The sequence below is a fragment of the Paraglaciecola sp. QJM3NY_14 genome, assembly GCF_056173245.1.
The window spans coordinates 1404190-1424330 of the sequence record NZ_CM149664.1 but is presented as its reverse complement, the minus strand read 5'-3'; the positions used below and the strand labels follow the sequence as shown (position 1 = coordinate 1424330).

Genomic DNA, 20141 nt, shown 5'->3' with positions numbered 1-20141 from the left:
GGCTTAGCGCACAATACCTCGTGAAGAGGTCGCCACAAAATCAGCCATGATCTTAACCTCAGGCGTGCTTTGCGCCATTTCGTTTAGCAACTCAACCGCTTCGTCTGCTCGATGACCATTTCGGTATAGCACCTTGTAGGCACGGCGTAATTGCATAATGACGTCTTTATCAAAACCGCGACGCTTCAAACCTTCACTATTGATACCATGAGGCGTGCTTTTATCACCGCCGATCATGACGTAGGGAGGTACGTCACGCAGCACGATTGCGCCACCTGCTACAAAGCTATGTGAGCCGATGTGGCAGAATTGATGAAAGGCTGTCATACCGCCTAAAATAACGTGATCGCCAATGTGCACATGGCCTGCTAACGTCGCGTTATTTGCCAAAATAGAGTGATCGCCAATGACGCAATCATGGGCAACATGGGCATAAGCCATAAGCAAATTATGTGAGCCAATTTGAGTCAATGCCTTATCTTGAGCTGTGCCGCGATGGACAGTGACTGATTCGCGAAAAACGTTATTATCGCCAATGGTCAAATACGTATCTTCGCCAGCATATTTTTTATCTTGGCAATCTTCACCGATGGAACCAAACTGGAAGAATCGGTTGTTTTCGCCGATCTTAGTGTGGCCTTTTACGACCACATGGGACTCAAGCACGGTGCCTGAGCCAATTTCAACATTAGCGCCGATAAGACAATAAGGACCAATTTTCACATCATCGGCGATAATCGCCGAAGGATGAATGATAGCTGTAGAATGAATCACGTTATAGTTTCCGCATTGCACACATGAATTCTGCTTCACAGACGGCTTTGCCATCTACGCTGCCGACACCGTGGAATTTCCAGATCCCGCGGCGCTCTTTTATAAGGCGCACGTCCATATCTAAACGATCACCAGGCACAACAGGATGTTTAAAGCGCGCTTTATCTATCCCTGCATACAAATATAAATCGTCACTATTACCTGCAGTTTTAAAGCCTAACACGCCTGCGGCTTGTGCTAATGCTTCTAAAATGAGTACCCCGGGGAAAATAGGCTTACCCGGAAAATGGCCAGTGAAGCACGGCTCATTAAAGGTAATGTTCTTATAGGCTGTGATCGATTCACCTAAGGTGTAGTCCGTAACACGATCAAGTAATAAAAATGGGTAACGGTGGGGTAAAAGCTCAAGAATTTCTTCAATTCCAAGCTGATTGATATTATTAACCAACAGGTTATCTCCTCAATTAAGTCACCAATTGGCAAGGTAACTTATTTTAAATGCGATTTTTCGAGTGTTTTGACACGCTGATTGAGGGTGCTAAGGTTACGCAACGCCACTGCATTTTTTCGCCACTCTCGGTTTTCAATAGCGGGCATTCCGGAAGAGTAAACGCCAGGTTTGTCTATGGCTTTTGTCACCATACTCATCCCCGTAATATAAACGTTATCACAAATTTCCATATGTCCGTTAATTGCCACCATGCCACCAATTGTACAATTGCGGCCAATAGTAACACTTCCAGCGACAACTGTGCATCCAGCGATGGCAGTGTTCTCACCAATAATCACATTGTGTGCGACTTGGCACTGATTATCGATAATAACACCATTACCAATGATGGTGTCATCAAGCGCACCACGATCAATAGTACTACTGGCGCCCACTTCAACACGATCTCCTAAGATAACCGTACCTAACTGAGGTATTTTAACCCAACGGCCTTTGTCATTTGCATAACCAAAACCATCAGCACCAATGACAGTGGCAGATTGTATTAAACAGTCTTGCCCTAGTACTACGCGATGATACAGAGTGACATTTGCCCACAGCTTAGTATTGGCACCAACACTTACCTCTTTACCAATAAAGCAGCCGGGGCCAATTTGTACGTTATCTGCTAGCTTAACACCCGATTCAATAACGGCATGCGCGCCAATACTAACGTTATCCCCCAATTCAACATCATCAGCTATCACCGCTAAAGGTGAAATGCCGTCGGCCGAACGAGGAGTAGAGTCAAGTAATTGTGCTGCGAGTGCAAACCCAACATAGGGATTGTCCATCACTAATGCTGAGCACTGACAATGCGATAAATCTTCGGATTTTAAAATAACGGCCTGAGCGGCCGTTTTTTCAAGCTGGCTACGATACCGACTATTCGACAAAAATGAAATCTGACCATTGCCTGCTGACGCCAATGTAGACAGTGAATGGATTTGTGTCTCACCACTGTCGCCATCAGTAAGATGTAGCGTGGCTCCAATTTTATCAGCTAATTGCTGTAAGCTAACCGTTTGATTCAAAGTCAGACCTTATTATCGATTTTAACGCGCGTCCTGTTGGACTTATTTTACTTTACTGACCTGCTCTAATACTTTCTTAGAGATATCATCTTCTGGATTAATAAACGCAACTGCATTGGCGTTTAATATAACGTCATACTTTTCTTTCGCTGCAACAACGTCAATTGACTGCTTGATGAAACCAAGCAATTTATTTTGCTCTTCTTTCAAACGACCTTGTACTTCTTGTTGAAGCGGCTGCGCTTTAGCTGCATATTCTTCACGAAGAGCGTTGATTTTGCCTTCAAGTTCAGTTTTTTCTTTGCTGCTCATAGTCGCTGCATCACGTTGATTCTTCTCAATGTAATACTTAATATCTTTTTCTAAGCGGCTAACTTCTTCAGTTTTGTCTTTAAACTCTGCCGCTAAGTCTTGTTGAATTGTGGCTGCTTGAGGCATAGATTGGAAAATACCTTGTACGTTAACCGCACCGATTTTTTGCTCTGCCAATGCTGCACTACTGAATGCTGCTGCGCCAATTAATGCCCCTGCTACAAGACTTTTAGTAAATGTTTTCAAAAGATACTCCTGATTTTTAATCGTTATTTTTCTCAGCACTAAACAATACTGGATTTAAAATGTTTGACCAATGTTAAAAGAGAAAAACTTCGTGTCATCCCCTTCTCTTGATTCAATCGCTTTAGAGAAGCTGAATACCATAGGTCCCATAGGCGACAGCCATTGTACAGAAAGACCACCAGAAGCTCTATACAACTTGTAATCACTGTAATCTTCTAATGGATCGTTGTTAAACTGTTGATTAAGCGTTAAATCTTTATAACGGTCATACCTAAATTCGGTATCCCAAACGTTACCTACATCCACGAACAAGCTAGTACGTACCGAATTATCGAAGTCAGCTTCTACAAACGGAGTAGGCACGATTAACTCGACTCCCCCTAAGATCATCGCGTTGCCCCCAAGCGAACGAGACGAAATAGTCACAGTGTCGTTAACTGGGCTGCCGTAAATAATATTGCCGTCAATATCTCGGATGACTGAAGGGGTAAGCTGCACACCACGAGGTCCAACAGTGTTGTTTTCAAAGCCACGCAGTGAATCATTACCACCAGCACCGAAGTTTTGGTTAAACGGTAAGATTTGATCTACGCCATTGGCGGTGCCATAACCGTTACCATAACCTAACTTCAAGCGAGCCAAGAACGACCAACGCTGGTTACGAGACAATGGGAAATAAAACTTGGTATCCACTTCGGTTTTAAAGTAGTTAACGTCAGAATTCGGCGTGGTGATGCTGAACGACGCACGTTGCGACGAACCAGCCGTTGGAAAAACACCACGGTTTAGCGTTGAGCGGATCCAAGCAACTGACGCTAAGAAGCTATCGTATTTAATAGAGTCATCAGGGTTACTTTCATCCACAAACTGATTATAAAAGCGGGTTGTCTGTTCATAAGAAGTGCTTTGGAACAACTCAACATTACTGTAGGTTAAACCAAAGTTAATGCGGTTGAACTCATCAATAGGATAACCGACGTTTGCGCCAACTGAATATTGTTTAGAGTTATATTGAATAAAACCAGCGCTTTCTCCATCAAACTCGCTGTAGCCAACCGAGCCACCTAAGCTGATACCATCGATGGTGAAATACGGGTCTGTATAAGAAATCTGAGCACTTTTTTGATATGACGTGGTACTTAGGTTAAGGGCGATACGTTTACCTGTACCTAAGAAGTTATCTTGTTGGATACCCGCTTGTAAGCTCAGCTTAGTCCTATCACCGTAACCGATCCCGGCATTGAATGAACCAGAAGCTTGCTCTTTTACGCTGAAGTTAACATCAACTTTGTCGTCTTCGCCAGGTAGGCGAACCGTTTCAAAATCAACTGATTCCATGTAGGTTAAGCGAGAAAGTGCGTTCTTCGAAGATTCTAGCGTTGCATTTGATAGCCATGCACCTTCCATTTGTGTCACTGACTGACGCAATACTTCATCAGCAGTGCCAATGTTACCTTCGAAGTTAATACGACGAACGTAAATGCGTTTGCCGGGGTCCACGGATAAGGTCAATTTAACCGTTTTATCTTCTTCATTAATATCAGGAATGGTGGTAACCGTCGGATAAGCGTAACCAAAGCGACCAAAATACTTGCTGATAAACTCTTCTGTGTACGTTACTTCAGCCTGGTTATATAACTCCCCTGGCGTAATAGGCAATACGAGCTTTAAGTAATCCTCATGACCTAATAACTCACCGACCAATTCCACTTCAGAAACTTTATACTGCTCGCCTTCTTCAATATTCAAGGTGACGTATATACCCGCTTTCTCAGGCGTCATGGATACTTGCGTCGATTCAATATCGAACTTCAGATAGCCTCGGTCTTTGTAATAGCTTGTGACCGTTTCCATATCACCGGTAAGGGTCTGTTTCTGATACCGGGTTTCGGATAGGAAATCCCACCATGGGGCATCGAATTTCAGTTCCATTTGTTCAAACAGAGTAGCGTCGTCAAAAATGGTGTTACCAACAATGTTGATCTGCTCAATTTTGGCGGCGTCGCCCTCTTCGAAAAGCAGCTTCAGGTCAACACGATTACGTGGCAAAGGTGTAATGATCGCACTTACATCAGCATTATATTTACCAATACTGTAGTAGAAGTCTTTTAAGCCATTTTCGATAGAAGTCAGCACGGTTTTATCCAGTGGCTCACCTAAACGAATATTGCTGCCGTCTAAACTTTCTTGTAGCTGCTCGTCTTTAATGTCGTCATTGCCTTCAAGAATAATATTACTGATAGTGGGGCGTTCTTTCACCTTGACCACCAGTACATCGCCGTCACGCAGCACTTCAATGCTCTCGAAATGCGTTGATGCATATAATGAGCGAATAGCCTGTGCTATACGGAAGCTATTCATTTCATCACCGACTTTGACCGGCAAGTAGGTCAATGCCGCACCAAGGGCTACACGTTGCAGACCTTCGACTTTAATATCAGAAACGACAAATTCACTTTCTTGGGCCGACTTTGCCATATTGGCAACGGATAACATCAATCCTGCAGCAACTAACTGTTTAAACTTCATTTATTACCATTCTTCCTAAGCGCACATATGTTTGTGCTTTGACCAATTTGGCCGATAAAAATTATAAACGCGTAATGTCGTTAATGATGGCGATACTCATAAACAGGAGTAATAATAAGCCACCTATTTTAAAACCAATCTCTTGTATAGAGTCCGGAACGGGTCGACCACGTAAAAGCTCTATAAAGTAATAGAGTAAGTGTCCACCATCAAGCACCGGAATGGGTAAAAGGTTAATAATTCCCAAATTGACGCTAATTAACGCTAAAAAGCTCAGAAAATACACTATTCCTGAACTCGCACTCATCCCAGCACCCTGGGCAATGGAAATCGGTCCACTGAGGTTTTTAACCGACACATCACCTGTAATTAACTTTCCTAGCATTTCGACGCTAAGCGTCATCAGACGCCATGTTTTGTCGCTCGCTTGGGCAACAGCATCAATCAGACCGTATTGGTGAGTGAATAAAACCCCTTTCGGCCATGGTGCTAACGTTGGGCTGACACCCAAGTAACCAATCTTATTTTCACCATCTTGGCGCGAGCCCAACAAGCCGCTCAACCTCACAACCTGCTCGTCTCTTAGCACCTCAATGACAACATCAGCATTGGGACGCTTCGCAACATAACTGACTATTTGTTCCCAATTTGCCATGGTAGTTCCATCTACCTGCTGAATTTTATCGCCAACCTTTAAACCAAGTTGCTCTGCAGCAGACTTTTCAGCCACCAAACCAACGATACTCAAGACTTCTGGCCGATACACAGACAAACCTAAACTTTCGATTGCGGAGTCTTTGTCCGGATCAAATTGCCAAGCGCTCAAATTTAACACTTTAGTTTGCTCAACTGGGCTATTTGGCAATGCAATAGTGAGTGGCAGAGTATCATTGCCAATATATGAAATCAGCTCTAGATTCACCGCTTGCCAATCGATGGTGTCTCGCTCTCCCACTCGCTTGATGATAGATCCCTCTAGCAACCCAGCTTGGCTGGCGATACTGTCTGGCTTTATTTCGCCTAGCATCGGCTTGATAGTTTGAACGCCAATAAGATACATCACAAATAAAGCAAATATGGCGAAAATGAAGTTGGTTAACGGGCCAGCAGCGATAATAGCAATTCGCTTGAGTACGTGCTGACGATTGAAAGCGTGAGGCAAATCTTCTTCTGCTACGTCGTCTACTCGCTCGTCGAGCATTTTTACGTAACCACCTAAAGGTATGGCAGCAATAACGTATTCAGTGCCTAGCTTATCCGTGCGACGCCAAAGCGCTTTACCGAAACCGACGGAAAAACGCTCGACTTTGACTCCGCATCGCCTTGCCACCCAGAAGTGTCCCCACTCGTGCACAGCGACCAAAATACCCAGTGCAATAACGAACGACGCTAAACTCCATAAAAAGCCTAACATTAGCGCGCCTCTCTTGAGTAAGATGAAATAATTTGTTGTGCCTGACGACGACATTCCTTATCCCACTCAACAATGGCATTGATGTCATCGAGCTGACACCCTTGCATTTTTGCTACGCATTGTTGATTGACTTGGGCTATTTGGCTAAACCCAATTTGGCCAGATAAGAAAGCGGCCACTGCCACTTCATTCGCTGCATTTAATGCGGTTGTAGCGTATTGGCCTGCATCAGATGCTTCTATTGCCAAATATAAATTGGGATAGCGTTGTGGCTCAGGTTCGTCGAAACTAAAATTGCTCACGGTTTGGAAGTCCAGAGGTTTAACCCCAGAATCAATGCGCTTTGGAAACGCTAAGCCATGGGCAATCGGCGTGCGCATATCTGGGTTGCCCATTTGGGCTAACACTGAACCGTCGCAATACTGCACCATGGAATGAATAATACTCTGAGGATGTAATACCACTTTGATATCACTCGTTTGCAAGCCAAATAACCAACGTGCTTCAATAAACTCCAAGCCTTTATTCATCATAGTGGCGGAATCGACCGATATCTTTTGCCCCATATCCCAATTAGGGTGAGCACATGCTTGAGCAGGTGTCATCTCAGATAAACGATTTAATGGCGTTTCCCGAAACGGCCCTCCCGAGCCGGTTAATAAGATACTGCTGATCCCGGAGGCCGCCAAATCACCGTATTGAAAATCATGAGGCAAGCACTGAAATATAGCGTTGTGTTCACTGTCAATGGGCAATATCGTCGCGCCATGCTCTTTAGCTGCATTAATGAATAACTCGCCTGACATCACCAACGATTCTTTGTTGGCCAATAGTACCTTCTTGCCCGCTTTAACCGCCGCGATAGTAGATAATAAACCCGCACCACCGACAATAGCGGCCATCACTACATCAACCTCATCAGCGCTGGCAACATCAGCTAACGCTTGCGCGCCTGACAGAAGCTCTGTTTTTATTCCACTGGCGAGTAACGCTTGTTTGGCATTTTGATAACGAGTGCTGTCGGATAACACAAGATACTTAGGTTGGCACAGTTTGGCTTGCTCAAGGAGCTTATCTATTTGGCTATGAGCTGTTAACGCATAAACCTGATACAAACCAGGGTGACGCAAGACCACATCAATAGTGCTTTGTCCAATAGAGCCTGTTGCGCCTAATATACAAATATTTTGCATTAAGCCATCCACGAAACATAGCAAAAGGCAAAAACAGGAAATGCCGCCGTTAAGCTGTCAATGCGATCTAAAATACCACCGTGTCCCGGCAACAAGTTTCCACTGTCTTTGATACCCGCACAGCGTTTAAGCATACTTTCGTTTAAATCGCCTAATGCAGATACCGCAACCGTCAAACCGCCAATTAAAATGTTGATCCAAATTCGGCTGGGGTCAACGGCATAGTGAAGTGCCGCAAAAGCGATAATAAGCGAAGAAGCGCCAACGCCTCCCATTAAGCCTTCAAAGGTTTTGCCAGGAGAGACTCTTGGGCGTAGTTTAGTGCGACCAAACTTAACCCCAACAAAGAATGCGCCAATATCGGCAGCCCACACTATGCCCAACACGTAAAAAATGAGTGACGCGCCGTAAAAGCTATCGACGTCATACAAACTGGTTCGCAATGAGACTATCGCGACCCAAGTTGGTATCAGCGTGAGTAGCCCGAATATCCCTTGAATCCCCCTACGCGTGCGCCAAAATGAACTAAAACGAGGATAGGCAATGATCATCAATAAAGATACGAACCACCACAAGGCGGCGATACCTAAAATATAATGGTAAAGGCTATTTAATTGGCCTTGATACCAGATATTTTCCACGTCTATGGTAAAGGTGAAATAGCTGCATATCGCCACCACTATAAGCGTATATATGGCTTTAGTCTGGCGGGTAACAAACCCAGACATATTTGCCCATTCCCATGCACCTAATCCAAGCACGCCAATCATGGCTATTTCGAAACCAAGCATAGGTAGAAATAAAATCGAACACAGTACCAGCGGTGCTAACACCAGTGCGGTCAGAATACGTTCTTTCAACATTGTGAGCCCTCAGAAGCGAAAGTGGAGATAACTGCAAACGAACCTGTCATTAACTGACCTGTTCGCCCGTCATCCCGTAGCGGCGTTGCCTATCGGCAAAGTTATCGATGGCAAGTTGGAAAGCATCTTCGTTAAAATCCGGCCAGTAGGTATCGGTAAAATACAATTCTGCGTAAGCAACTTGCCATAGCAAAAAGTTGCTAATACGGGTTTCACCACCGGTACGAATGAGTAAATCGAGTTCAGGAAGGTCAGCGCAACAGGTATAACGGTTGAGCATGGCTTCGTCGATTTGTTCACATTCGAGTGCGCCTTCTTTGACCTGCTCAGCCAACGTCTTGGCTGCGTTGAGAATATCCCAGCGACCACCGTAATTCGCAGCAATGTTGAGAATTAAACCATCGTTGTTTTCAGTTAATGTCTCAGCATCTTGAATTTGTGCAACCAGCTTTTTGTCGAAGCGACTAGTATCACCAATAACACGTAATTTAACGTTATTTTTGTGCAGTTTTTTCACTTCACTGCTCAAGACCATTTTGAACAGTTCCATTAGTACCCCTACTTCTTCTTGAGGGCGATTCCAGTTTTCACTGCTAAAGGCAAATAAGGTTAAAACTTTGATGTTGTTTTTAAGGGAAAAAGACACAGAAGCGCGAACACCTTTAACACCAGCACGATGCCCGAATGTTCGTATTTTGCCTTTCTTTTTGGCCCAGCGACCGTTGCCATCCATAATGATTGCAACGTGCTGGGGTACGAGTTTACTGGTCGATTGTGATTCTGAATTCATTTATCAGGCAACCACTATACTTCCATTAACTCTGTTTCTTTCGCTGCTAAGATGTCATCGATTTGTTTTACGAATTCATCAGTCAGCTTTTGTATAGCGTCTTCACCTCGGTGAGCATCATCTTCGCTGATTTCTTTTTCTTTCAATAACTCTTTAATATCGCCGTTGGCGTCACGACGAATATTACGCACAGCGACACGACCGCCTTCAGCCTCATTACGTACGACGCGGATCAAATCCTTCCGGCGCTCTTCTGTCAATGCGGGCATAGGAATACGGATAACCGTACCTGCACTCATTGGGTTTAACCCCAAATCTGACTGCATAATTGCTTTTTCAACGGCTTGTGCTGCGCTTTTGTCAAACACAGTTAAGGCAAGTGTGCGTGAGTCTTCAGCTATCACGTTAGCCAATTGCTTTAACGGCGTCGGCGCGCCGTAATATGGCACCATTATGCTATCTAATAAGCTAGGATGGGCACGACCGGTGCGAATTTTGGTAAATTGACCACGTAACGCAAGCACGCTTTTTTCCATGCGCTGACGCGCGTCTACATTGATTTCATCAATCATAAAATGTCTTCCTAATTAATTATCTTGTTTTTCTGGATGGCAAATTACGGTACCAACATCTTCACCAAGCACAACTGCGCGTAAGCATCCTGGGGTATTCATATTAAAAACGCGAATAGGGATATTGTGATCTCGGGCTAGCGTAAATGCCGCCAAGTCCATCACTTTTAATTCTTTGTCTAATACTTCAGAGTAAGACAGTATTTTGTATAACACGGCATCTGGATTTTTCGCAGGATCTGAATCATATACGCCGTCTACTTTAGTGCCCTTAAGCACAGCATCGGCTTCTATTTCAATACCACGCAAACACGCGGCTGAGTCAGTTGTGAAAAACGGGTTGCCCGTACCTGCGGCAAAAATAACCACGCGACCAGATTTTAATAAACTAATAGCTTCAGCCCAGTTATAGGCATCACATACGCCATTAAGTGGAATGGCTGACATTAGACGAGCATTAACAAATGCACGATGTAGCGCATCACGCATGGCTAAACCGTTCATAACAGTCGCGAGCATACCCATGTGATCGCCAACAACACGATTCATGCCTGCTTTTGCTAAACCTTCACCGCGGAATAGGTTACCGCCGCCTATGACTAAGCCAACTTCAATACCCAGTTCAACCAATTCTTTTATTTCTTGCGCCATACGCTCAAGAACTTTTGGATCAATTCCAAAGCCTTCTTCGCCCATTAAGGCTTCGCCACTTAGCTTTAGCAATATTCTACGATAGGCATGTTTAGGTGTTGTACTCATCGGCAGGCTGTTCCTTATTTAACGAATAATGGGGGTCAATAACTCTCGGTATAACAATATACGTCTTAGCGTACAGGCATTACCTAAGTTGCTTTTGTGCGCACATAGTTCAACGCTTAGCGCTAAACTTAGGCATTAAGAACCTAAATGTACTGAATTTTACAGTACGTGCCGTTATACAGCTTGGTCCACATATAAAAAGGCACCTCAATTTGAGGTGCCAATAGTTTATATGACATTAGCTTTTCGCAAAAGCAAATGGCGCAATTATTTCTTAGCAGCGGCCATTTGTGCAGCTACTTCAGCAGCAAAGTCTTCTTCTTTCTTCTCAATGCCTTCACCTACTTCGAAACGTACGAAGTTAATAACGTCAGCATTTTTCGCTTTAAGCAATTGTGCTACAGACGTTGAAGGATCTTTAATGAAAGCTTGGCCTGTTAGGCTTACTTCAGAAGTGAACTTGTTCATGCGACCAGAAACCATCTTCTCAGCGATGTCAGCAGGCTTGCCTGACTGCATAGCGATATCAAGTTGAATTTCTTTTTCTTTAGCAACAACTTCAGCTGGTACATCAGTTGGCTTAACAAACTGAGGGTTAGCTGCTGCAACGTGCATAGCGATGTCTTTTGCAAGCTCTTCGTCGCCACCTTGAAGGATAGCGATAACGCCGATGCGGCCGCCGTGTACGTATGCGCCAAGGTTATCACCTTCAACAGAGATAACACGACGTGGAGAAATGTTTTCGCCAATTTTAGCAACCAAAGTGTCACGTGCGTCACTTACTTTAACGCCGTCAACCACTGAATCGTTCAACGTTTCAATGTCATTGATTTTGTTAGCAGACGCCACTTCGATCAATTTGCTACCGAATGCGATGAAACCTTCGTCACGAGCAACGAAATCTGTTTCACTGTTCAATTCGATCATTGTTGCTACACCGTTAGCAACTTTGGTCAAGATAACGCCTTCAGCGGCGATACGACCTGCTTTTTTAGCCGCTTTTGCTTGGCCATTTTTACGCATGTTTTCGATTGCTAGCTCGATGTCACCGTTAGCTTCAACTAGTGCATTTTTACAATCCAACATACCTGCAGCGGTACGCTCGCGTAATTCTTTAACTAGGGCTGCTGTCACTGCCATTGTCGTTTCCTCAGCAATATAATGTACTTAAATTAGGATTAAAAAACAGGGGCATTAGCCCCTGTTAGATTTTCGTGTCATGCACATTTGTGCATTAACAGACTGACTCAATAGGAATATTAAAGGGGCTGATTACTCAGCAGCTTCAACAAACTCACCTTCTTCAGCCTGTACTTCAATGTTCTTCTCACGACCTTCGATAACGGCGTCAGCAGCAGAGTTCAAGTAAAGTTGAACTGCACGGATCGCATCATCGTTACCAGGAATGATGTAATCAACACCATCTGGGTTTGAGTTTGTGTCGACGATAGAAACAACTGGAATACCAAGGTTACGCGCTTCGGTAATCGCAATGTGCTCGTGATCAGCATCAACAACGAAAAGACAATCAGGAAGACCGCCCATGTTTTTGATCCCGCCCAAGCTGTTTTCTAGCTTAGCCATTTCGCGTTGTAACATAAGCACTTCTTTCTTAGTGATTTTGTCGAACGTACCGTCTTGGCTTTGTTGCTCTAGATCTTTCAAGCGCTTGATTGATTGACGAACTGTTTTCCAGTTAGTCAACATGCCGCCCAACCAACGTTTGTTAACGTAGAACTGGTCACATTTAACTGCTGCGTCACGAACTGAATCACTTGCTGCACGTTTAGTACCAACAAAAAGGATTTTACCTTTCTTTGAAGCAACGCTGCCGATGTAATTCAACGCATTGTTGAATAACGGAACCGTTTTTTCTAAGTTGATGATGTGAACTTTGTTACGAGCGCCAAAGATGAAAGGTTTCATTTTTGGGTTCCAGTAACGAGTTTGGTGACCGAAGTGAACGCCTGCTTGAAGCATATCGCGCATTGATACATTTGCCATTATATTAGTTTCCTTAATATGGGGTTAGGCCTCCATACATCCCAGGTCTCGATCTGTGCAGACGAATCTTGCACAAACACCCCGAAAACTGTGTCGATGTATGTGTGTTATTAAATATAAGTTAGTCGCTGTAAATAACCGTTTTATGACAAGTTCAGAAGAACATATCAATGAACAGTTGTTTCAGCGGGGCGCTTTATATCACGAGAATGAGGGAAATTCAAGTTTAGGTATAGGCGCTATACACCAGCGCCTTGAAAAGTTAAGATATAACCACATTTATTAAGACCCGAAAAAATTAGGACATTGCTTTGCCAGCTACTATCAAAACCGCACAAGAAATTGAAAAAATGCGCGTTGCCGGGCGACTCGCAGCAGATGTATTACAAATGATTGGTCCTCATGTCAAAAAAGGCGTGACCACAGAAGAACTGAACCAAATTTGTCATGATTACATCGTTAATGAACAACAGGCCATCCCTGCCCCGTTGAATTACGGTAATCCGCCGTTTCCTAAGTCTATCTGTACCTCTGTTAATCATGTTATCTGCCACGGTATTCCGGCCGACAAAAAATTAAAAGACGGCGACAGTGTGAATATTGACGTCACCGTTATAAAAGACGGTTACCACGGCGACACGTCAAAAATGTTTGTGGTTGGCAAACCAAGCATTATGACTGAACGCCTAATCCGCGTCACCCAAGAAGCCCTTTATATCGGCATTAAGATGGTAAAGCCGGGAGTGCGTTTAGGCGACATTGGGCACGCCATACAGCAACATGCTGAAGGCCATAACTATTCAATTGTACGTGAATACTGTGGCCACGGTATCGGCGCTAACTTCCATGAAGAACCTCAGGTCGTTCACTATGGTCGCCCAAACACAGGTGAGGTATTGGAGGCCGGCATGTGTTTTACCATCGAACCCATGGTCAATGCAGGTAAACGCTACTCTAAAGTGTTGCCTGATGACTGGACCGTCGTCACTAAAGATCGCAGCCTTAGCGCTCAATGGGAGCACACCTTATTAGTGACCGAAACCGGGGTCGAAATTCTTACCCTGCGGGACGATGAGGAAATAGAGCGCGTCATTAATCATTAAGCGTCATTCGTAAACTCTTTTCTAAGCTTATGATAAATAATTAATTCTTACCGGAATTAGTTATTTGTCATTAGGCTTTAATTAGATGAACCTTAAGAGTATATCCGTGTAATTAAATCGTCATCCAATTGAATAAAGGACCGTATCTTGTCTTTGCAAACGTTAATAAATCAAATCCAACTTATTCAATCCACTGACGACATTCCTGCATTTAAAGCCTGCATCAGCGATAGTTATGACTGGTTAGAGAGTGAGTTTACCCGAGTAGATGTAGACAGCCTTGTTCTTGGTCGTGCCACCTTTGTTGATGCTCTTTTATGCCATGCATGGGAACTGCTCGATTTACATAAAGAAACTAAAATAGCATTGGTGGCGGTAGGCGGTTACGGTAGAGGCCAACTGCAACCCTATTCAGATATTGACCTGTTGCTACTTAGCCCTAATTCGCTCTCTCAAGCCCAGCAAAATACCATAGGTCAGTTTATCACCTTTTTGTGGGATGTTGGTTTAGACATAGGCCAATCAGTTCGTACCATAAAGGAAACCGTTTCCCTAGCGCGTGGTGATGTCACCATAGCGACAAATTTGGTCGAAGCTCGGCTTCTGACAGGTAATCAAGACACCTTTTTAACTCTGAATAAAAAACTTCATGGGCGCGGTTATTGGACTAGCAAAGACTTTTTTATCGCTAAATCAAAAGAACAACAAATACGCCATTCTAAATTTAAAGGCACCTCTTATAACCTCGAACCCAATGTTAAAGAGAGCCCTGGCTGCTTGCGTGACATACAAAATATTGGTTGGATAGCTAAGAAACACTTTAAGGTGATGAAGGGCACGGAACTGGTAGAACGCGGTTACTTCACAGAGCAAGAATTCCAAGAGCTACTAGAGTGTCGCTCTAATCTTTGGCGCATAAGATTTGCACTGCATATGCAAGCTGGGCGCAGCGAAAATCGTTTGTTATTTGATTATCAAAATGATGTGGCCAGTCGCTTAGGTTATGGTGATGATGGTAAGGCATCTGTCGAGCGCATGATGAAATCGTTTTTCAGAACGGTAAGGCGTATTAGTGAGCTTAACGAAATGTTATTGCAACGCTTTGGACACGATGTATTGCATATCAAAGTCAAAGATCGCTCAATTATCAATCCAAGCTTTGAAATTGCCGATGGTCTACTCGCCACGCGGCATGACAACGTATTCAATGAGCCAGAAGACATTCTGCAATGCTTACTACTGATTGCAGATACGCCGCAAATTGAAGGTTTGCATTCAAGCGTGCTTAGTCAACTACGCTTAGCGCGTCGTAAGTTCCATAGTCAATATTACTGCGAAATTCCTCGCTGTCGCACGCTATTTATTGAACTGATGCAACACCCAGATTTCTTTGGTTTAGGTTGGGACATCATGCATAAGCACGGTATTTTGCAGTCCTATTTACCGCAATGGGATCATATTGTTGGCATGATGCAATTCGACTTATTTCATGCATACACTGTCGATGAGCACACCCATCGATTAGTTAAGAACGTTTATCAATACAGTCAGGGCAACGCAGGCTTTCCTCGTTGTAGCCGTATCGTGCGTAACCTAGACAAACCAGAGCTGTTATACATTGCCTCTATCTTTCATGATATTGGTAAAGGCCGTAACGGTGACCACTCTAAATTAGGCGCTAAAGATGTCGCCGAGTTTTGCACCATGCATGACATTAATGACAAAGACGCCGAACTCATCGCTTGGTTAGTTGAAAGCCACCTAATGATGTCCGTTATTGCACAGCGCCGCGATATATACGACCCAGAGGTGATCAACGAATTTGCGGGTAATGTGCGCACGCACAATCACCTTAATCACCTTTATGTGCTTACACTGGCTGATATACGTGCCACCAATGACAACTTATGGAATGACTGGAAAGCCACCCTACTTCGTGAACTGTATTTGCTCACACAAAAAGCCTTAGATAACGGTTTGGAATGCAAGGTTGCTTTGCAAGATAGGATTGACGAACATCAGACCAAAGCAAAAAGACTACTGGTAAACCGCGGCGTAAATGAAAGCCAAGTTGAACAGTTTTGGAAACGCTTAACGGACGATTACTTTGTGCGTTTCAAACCCGATCAAATTGCGTGGCATGCGGGCGTTATTCTAGCTGCCCATCCTATGACTGATGACTTTTTACTCGTTGAAGCCAATGAACACACCGCTAAATCGGGTACAGAATTGCTGGTGTATGGTAAAGATAAAATCAACTTGTTCGCTCAGGTTGCTTCTGTACTCGATAGCCGCAACTGTTCGATTCATGATGCGCAGATCATGAAAACCAATGATGGCTACGTCTTTGATAGCTTCATTGTGTTGGAACAATCGGGAGACAGGATTGACTCGGCGAGTCGCTTAAGCAGTTTAAAAGAAGCTGTGACCAATCAGCTAAACAAACCGGGTGAAGAGCACCAGAACCGTCGTAAAATGTCCCGTCAAATGAAACAGCTGGACGTCCCCACTAAAGTGCGGTTCTATTCTAGCCAGCCTGATGTCACGCTGGTTGAACTTGAAGCATTAGATGCGCCAGGGCTGTTGGCTAAAGTGGGCAACTTATTGGTGGAAATGGAGTTTTCATTACGTATGGCTAAAATCGCCACGATCGGCGAGCGGGCTGAAGATTTATTTATCATTAGCAATAGTGACGACAAAGCCTTGACACAAAATCAGGAAATCGAGCTCAAAAAGCGCTTATCCGACACCCTAGATTAATACCCACCAACACCAGTGAGCTCTTTGCCATATATCGGTAATGAGAGCTCACTGTCATGATACTTTCAAATTAACGTCACTTTACTGTAAAACCCTGCTTTTAGCCTAAGCGCTAAACAGTTAAAGGGTTTTACCATGAAAAACACACTGGTTTATCGCGCGCACTACCGCACAGTTTGGTTGTCTGATATTCACCTAGGCAGTAAAGACTGTAAAGCTGAATACTTGCTCGACTTTTTAGAGCACTCAACTATTGAGACATTATACCTAGTAGGTGACATTATCGATATGTGGGCAATGAGCAAGCAATTCCGCTGGCCTGAGGCGCATAATAAGGTGCTGCACAAACTCATGTGTTTATCAAAGGAAGACACTCGCGTTATCTTTTTGCCCGGCAATCATGATGCTCCATTGCAAAAATACGATGGCATCACATTTGGTGAAATCGAAATAGCCAGAGAAGCCGTTCACACCACCGCAGACGGTAAAAAATTATTGGTGCTTCATGGCGATCAGTTTGATCAAGAAGTTTGCTTCGGCCCTTTACAGTCATGGATAGGCGATAAGGCATATGACTTTTTATTATTTATTAATCGTTGGTATAACCGCGCTCGAGCGTCGCTTAAATTCCCCTATTGGTCATTGGCAGGCTATTTAAAGAGCCATATAAAAGAGGCTAATAAAGCCATTAGCCGCTATAAGCATGCGTGCATTAACCGCGCGACGGAGATGGACTTAGACGGCGTCATTTGTGGGCACATTCACCACCCCGAAGTTGATAATATCAATGGGAAAACCTATTACAACGATGGAGACTGGATTGAAAACTGCTCAGCCTTAACGGAATTAGCAAGCGGGGAAATGAAGCTGATTTACTGGACCCAGACGGCTCACGCCAGCAACCTATTCAACCTACGCATGAGCAAAGCAAAAAGCCAAAATAAAGCCGCCTGATGGTCTTTTTTGTCCTTTGTACTGTAATTAAATTGCCATTTAACTGGCACCAAATCGTCATACATCGTCGCTAGTATGAGCCCTAATATCAGCAATAACGGCACTCTCTATGTTTACGGTTAATGACGTTTTACACAAGCACTACCCAAAAGTGGCTGAAAAGCCGTGGTTGTTTAAGTCAGCAGGATTTGTACTAAGACATTTGCTTCATGAGCGAGAAATGAACGAGTTTGCTCAGAGCTATCCGCACCACCAAGGTCTTGAATTCGTTGAACAAGTTCTTGAATACTTCAATGTTAGCTATTCGGTGCGTGATAACGAGCGTGAGCATATTCAAAGCCAAGGCCGCTTGGTTATTATTGCCAATCACCCCATCGGCTCGTTAGACGCCCTAGCCCTCATAAAATTGGTTAGCGAAATCAGAACTGATGTAAAAGTCGTGGCAAATCAAATGTTGATGACAATCGACCCGTTACACTGCATGTTGTTACCGGTCAATAACATGGACGGCGGCACCGCAAAAGATCATATTCACAACATTCAGCAGCATTTAGAGCAAGAAGGCGCACTACTTATATTCCCTGCGGGGGAGGTGTCTAGGCTGCGCCCTCAGGGAGTGCGGGATACCCATTGGCATAGCGGCTTTTTGCGTATTGCGCGTCAAGCAAAAGCCCCTATCCTGCCAGTATTTATTGATGCTAAAAACTCCCCCCTATTTTATGGTGTATCCATGCTGTATAAGCCATTGGCGGCCATGCTACTGGTCACAGAAATGTTTAAACAAAAGCGTAACCATTTGCCCATGCGTATTGGCGAAGTAATCCCATTTGAATCCTATGCCAATGATAAAATTAATCGCATCCAGCAAGTTAAATTACTCAAAAAACACCTTTATCGCATCGGCATGGGCAAACAAGGCATTTTTGCCACCCAAAAAGCCATCGCCATGCCAGAAAACCGCACTGAGCTGAGCCGTGCAATAAAACGTGATTGTGAGCATTTAGGGGAAACCACCGATGGCAAAGCAATCTATCTATATCAATACACGGGAAGTTCGCCCATCATGCGCGAAATTGGACGCCTGCGTGAAATAGCCTTTCGTGCAGTAGGCGAAGGCAGTCACCGCAGACGTGATATTGATCAATACGATACCCAGTATTTTCATTTGATTCTGTGGGATCCAGACGATCTAGAAATTGCCGGCGCTTATCGCTTTGGTGATGCTAAAAAGTTACTGGCACAAACCGGAACCGATGGTTTGTACTCAGCCACGCTATTCAATTATACCGACGCAATGCAGCCGTATTTTGAAAAAGGACTTGAGCTCGGCCGAAGTTTTGTACAGCCCAGGTATTGGGGTAAACGTAGCTTAGATTACTTATGGTACGGCATAGGGGCATTTTTGCAGCGCCACCCTGACTATCGCTACTTGTTCGGACCTGTCTCCTTGAGCGATACCTACCCTAAAGCGGCCAAAGATTTGTTAGTACAATTTTACCGCTTGTATTTTACCCACAAAGACACTATTGCCACCTCTAAAACCCCCTATCATTTGGCAACCGATTTAGCTGAAAGTTTTACAGGCGGTGATTATAAGAAAGATTTTACCCAACTAAAGCATATGCTGGCCAACATGGGAGTGGCGGTTCCGACGCTGTATAAACAATATACGGAAACCTATGACGACGGCGGCATTCATTTTCTAGACTTTAATATTGATGCTGATTTTGGCAATTGTATTGATGGTCTAGTCTTAGCGGATATTCATATGCTCAAAGCGAAGAAAAAAGCGCGTTATATGCCGCACAATGCTGCTAAAGAAGAAAAAGATGCCCCTAACAGCAAGGGAGAAACTAAAGAAATGACATTAAAAAAAGCAAGTTAATCTTATGCTTCTAAGTGATAAAGAGCCATCTACTGAGCAGCCATAGGCGACCTGACGGGCGCCTTTTAGCTTACATTTATAAATTTTCGCTCAGCGATTCATTGTTTACTGAAGTGGGTATAAGTTCTCAGTATTGAGCCGTGATTGAGCCCTGATCTTTAGGCTTTCTTTTTACTAAGGGCGACTACTTCAGCTTTTTCGTCAGACAGTACAGACTTTGCCTCAGTACCTTTGAACATCTTGCCAACCGCATCTTTATTTTTAGACAGCATGATCGCCAAATCCTCTAAAACATCAGCTTCGAACTTCATCCCCTTAGCTTCAATGTACTCGGCTAGGTTGTCTGCTACTTCTAGCATTTTGTCGTACTTATCGGCTTCTTTTTTATCTGCGGTCACAAACTTTTCAACCCCTTTATGCTCAACGACGTATCTGGTAATAATGGCCATATTTGTATCC

The 20141-nt window shown here is 44.0% G+C and carries 18 protein-coding genes; 4 read left to right on the top strand and 14 right to left on the bottom strand.

Translation table 11 applies throughout. The annotated features are described in order from the left end of the window. Window positions 1-3: 3 nt before the first annotated feature. The 13 genes from lpxA to rpsB all read right to left on the bottom strand — a co-directional run bounded on the left by lpxA (window position 4) and on the right by rpsB (window position 12980). Complete coding sequence (gene lpxA / locus AC0VYA_RS06055; protein WP_011574112.1) at window positions 4-774, bottom strand: acyl-ACP--UDP-N-acetylglucosamine O-acyltransferase; 771 nt, start codon at window positions 772-774, stop codon at window positions 4-6. A 1-nt stretch (window position 775) separates the two neighbouring features. Then, window positions 776-1222, bottom strand: a complete 447-nt coding sequence (gene fabZ / locus AC0VYA_RS06050) for a 3-hydroxyacyl-ACP dehydratase FabZ (RefSeq protein WP_006992116.1) — start codon at window positions 1220-1222, stop codon at window positions 776-778. 41 nt (window positions 1223-1263) lie between these two features. Continuing rightward, window positions 1264-2298: a UDP-3-O-(3-hydroxymyristoyl)glucosamine N-acyltransferase gene (lpxD, locus tag AC0VYA_RS06045; RefSeq protein ID WP_475490393.1), complete on the bottom strand. Its 1035-nt coding sequence runs from the start codon at window positions 2296-2298 to the stop codon at window positions 1264-1266. 42 nt (window positions 2299-2340) lie between these two features. Then, the gene (locus tag AC0VYA_RS06040; protein WP_011574110.1) at window positions 2341-2856 is read right to left on the bottom strand and encodes an OmpH family outer membrane protein; all 516 of its coding nucleotides are present in this window, start codon (window positions 2854-2856) and stop codon (window positions 2341-2343) included. Window positions 2857-2910: 54 nt separating this feature from the next. Continuing rightward, window positions 2911-5385: an outer membrane protein assembly factor BamA gene (bamA, locus tag AC0VYA_RS06035; protein ID WP_011574109.1), complete on the bottom strand. Its 2475-nt coding sequence runs from the start codon at window positions 5383-5385 to the stop codon at window positions 2911-2913. 61 nt (window positions 5386-5446) lie between these two features. Then, on the bottom strand, window positions 5447-6799 hold the full coding sequence (gene rseP / locus AC0VYA_RS06030; protein ID WP_475490392.1) for a sigma E protease regulator RseP: 1353 nt from the start codon (window positions 6797-6799) through the stop codon (window positions 5447-5449). Beyond that, window positions 6799-7992, bottom strand: a complete 1194-nt coding sequence (ispC, locus tag AC0VYA_RS06025) for a 1-deoxy-D-xylulose-5-phosphate reductoisomerase (RefSeq protein WP_475490391.1) — start codon at window positions 7990-7992, stop codon at window positions 6799-6801. Before ispC ends, rseP begins: the two co-directional genes overlap by 1 nt. Continuing rightward, entirely contained in the window at window positions 7992-8855 is an 864-nt protein-coding gene (locus AC0VYA_RS06020; RefSeq protein WP_011574106.1) for a phosphatidate cytidylyltransferase, read from the bottom strand. Before AC0VYA_RS06020 ends, ispC begins: the two co-directional genes overlap by 1 nt. A 49-nt stretch (window positions 8856-8904) precedes the next feature. After that, window positions 8905-9645, bottom strand: a complete 741-nt coding sequence (gene uppS, locus AC0VYA_RS06015; protein WP_473479123.1) for a polyprenyl diphosphate synthase — start codon at window positions 9643-9645, stop codon at window positions 8905-8907. Between the two features lie 14 nt (window positions 9646-9659). After that, window positions 9660-10217 (bottom strand): ribosome recycling factor, encoded by a 558-nt coding sequence (gene frr / locus AC0VYA_RS06010; RefSeq protein WP_006992108.1) that lies wholly within the window; start codon window positions 10215-10217, stop codon window positions 9660-9662. A gap of 15 nt (window positions 10218-10232) precedes the next feature. Continuing rightward, the gene (gene pyrH, locus AC0VYA_RS06005) at window positions 10233-10976 is read right to left on the bottom strand and encodes a UMP kinase (protein WP_475490390.1); all 744 of its coding nucleotides are present in this window, start codon (window positions 10974-10976) and stop codon (window positions 10233-10235) included. A 267-nt stretch (window positions 10977-11243) separates the two neighbouring features. After that, on the bottom strand, window positions 11244-12116 hold the full coding sequence (tsf, locus tag AC0VYA_RS06000) for a translation elongation factor Ts (protein WP_011574103.1): 873 nt from the start codon (window positions 12114-12116) through the stop codon (window positions 11244-11246). Between the two features lie 132 nt (window positions 12117-12248). After that, window positions 12249-12980, bottom strand: coding sequence for a 30S ribosomal protein S2 (gene rpsB, locus AC0VYA_RS05995; protein ID WP_011574102.1), 732 nt, complete (start codon window positions 12978-12980; stop codon window positions 12249-12251). Between the two features lie 311 nt (window positions 12981-13291). On the opposite strand from rpsB, the gene map reads away from it, so the two are divergent. The 4 genes from map to olsF all read left to right on the top strand — a co-directional run bounded on the left by map (window position 13292) and on the right by olsF (window position 19682). Beyond that, window positions 13292-14083, top strand: coding sequence for a type I methionyl aminopeptidase (gene map, locus AC0VYA_RS05990; protein WP_011574101.1), 792 nt, complete (start codon window positions 13292-13294; stop codon window positions 14081-14083). Between the two features lie 147 nt (window positions 14084-14230). Next, window positions 14231-16843 carry a [protein-PII] uridylyltransferase gene (gene glnD, locus AC0VYA_RS05985; protein WP_475490389.1) on the top strand — a complete coding sequence of 871 codons (2613 nt, stop codon included), beginning with the start codon at window positions 14231-14233 and terminating at the stop codon, window positions 16841-16843. 135 nt (window positions 16844-16978) lie between these two features. Then, window positions 16979-17797, top strand: a complete 819-nt coding sequence (locus AC0VYA_RS05980; protein WP_475490388.1) for a UDP-2,3-diacylglucosamine diphosphatase — start codon at window positions 16979-16981, stop codon at window positions 17795-17797. 109 nt (window positions 17798-17906) lie between these two features. Continuing rightward, complete coding sequence (gene olsF, locus AC0VYA_RS05975) at window positions 17907-19682, top strand: bifunctional ornithine lipid synthase OlsF (protein WP_475490387.1); 1776 nt, start codon at window positions 17907-17909, stop codon at window positions 19680-19682. Between the two features lie 158 nt (window positions 19683-19840). Here olsF and AC0VYA_RS05970 read toward each other — a convergent pair whose 3' ends face one another. Continuing rightward, window positions 19841-20131, bottom strand: a complete 291-nt coding sequence (locus AC0VYA_RS05970; RefSeq protein ID WP_011574097.1) for a YebG family protein — start codon at window positions 20129-20131, stop codon at window positions 19841-19843. Window positions 20132-20141: the final 10 nt, after the last annotated feature.